The 1,582-nt window shown below is 71.4% G+C and carries 1 protein-coding gene; it reads left to right on the forward strand.

What is annotated here, in order from left to right; genetic code table 11:
* Nucleotides 1–283: 283 nt before the first annotated feature.
* Nucleotides 284–1,504 carry an IS110 family transposase gene (locus tag ACFHWT_RS31215; protein ID WP_416598271.1) on the forward strand — a complete coding sequence of 407 codons (1,221 nt, stop codon included), beginning with the start codon at nt 284–286 and terminating at the stop codon, nt 1,502–1,504.
* Nucleotides 1,505–1,582: the final 78 nt, after the last annotated feature.

The following is a 1,582-nucleotide window of genomic DNA, read 5'->3' on the forward strand; positions in this document are numbered from 1 at the left end:
TTCCTCGCCGTGGCCGCCGGCGCGGGCCTTTTGAATCGGACGCCGATACGCCGTCCTCCCCGTTACCTTTTTGATCGTCCCCAGCCGGGGACTGCTCGGTCGCCCGGCTCGGTATGACTGAATGCCCCTGTCGTATGCATGATCCGGGGGGTGTTGTCGCCGGGCCGGGTGGCGTCGGCGGACCGCTGATAGGGACCCGGCCACCCCGTCGTGGGGTAGGTCTCTCCGTAACGTGGATGCCGGCAGTCCGCGCCGTGACCAGCGGCCGAGCCACGCCAACGCGGTGAGGAGGCAAGCTGTGCACGACGGGTTCGGCGTCTTCATCGGACTCGACGTCGGCAAGGAAGGACACCACGCGGTCGCGTTGAACCGCGACGGCAGGCGGCTGCACGACGCGACCCTGCCCAACACCGAAGCCGGGCTGCGGAAACTGTTCGACAAGCTGGGCCGGCACGGCCGGATCCTGGCCGTGGTCGACCAGCCCGCCTCGATCGGCGCGTTGCCCGTCGCGGTCGCCCGCGCCTGCGGCCACCAGGTGGCCTACCTGCCCGGTCTGGTCATGCGCCGGCTGGCCGACCTGCACCCCGGCACCGCGAAGACCGACGCCCGCGACGCGTACGTCATCGCCGACGCCGCCCGCACCCTGCCCCACACCCTGCGCAGGGTCGACACCGGCGACGACGCCCTGGCCGAACTGGAGGTGATGGTCGGCTACGACGACGACCTCGCCGGCGAGGTCACCCGCGTCGCCAACCGCATCCGGGGCCTGCTCACCCAGATCCACCCACCCCTGGAACGCGTCCTCGGCCCGAAACTGCAGCACCCCGCCGTCCTGGAAGCCATCTCGCGGTGCGGCGGACCCACCGGGCTGCGCAGGGCCGGACGGGCGAAACTCACCGAGATCGTCAAGGCCCGCGCGCCACGCATGGGCGCCCGCCTGGTCGACCAGATCCTCACCGCGCTCGACGCGCAGACCGTCGTGGTCCCCGGCACCACCGCCGCCGAGACCGTCCTTCCCCGACTCGCCGACAGCCTGCGTGACCTGCTGCGCCAACGCGACCAGGTCGCCGAACAGGTCGAAGGGATGCTTGATGCGCACCCTCTTGCCCCGGTCCTGACCTCGATGCCCGGCATCGGCGTCAGGACCGCGGCCCGCATCCTGCTCGAAGGCGGCGACGGCACCTCGTTCCCTACCCCCGGCCACCTGGCCGCCTACGCTGGCCTGGCCCCGGTCACCCGCCGCTCCGGCACCAGCATCCGGGGTGAACACCCACCCAAGGGCGGCAACAAGCAGCTGAAACGCGCGTTCTTCCTGTCCGCGTTCGCCGCGCTCGCCGACCCGCTCAGCCGCGCCTACTACGACCGCAAACGCGCTGAGGGCAAGAAGCACAACGCCGCCCTCATCTGCCTCGCCCGCCGCCGCGTCGACGTCCTCCACGCCATGCTCCGCACCCAACGCCCATACCAGCCCAAACCGGCGGACGAACCCCGCCTCGCCGCTTGACACAACCCATAGGGACACCCCCCGCCGACCCACCACACCGGCGGAACGACGACCGCCTGTGAGACCTCGGCCCATTGC

This window comes from Micromonospora sp. LOL_021 (assembly GCF_048060215.1).
Taxonomy (GTDB): domain Bacteria; phylum Actinomycetota; class Actinomycetes; order Mycobacteriales; family Micromonosporaceae; genus Micromonospora_E.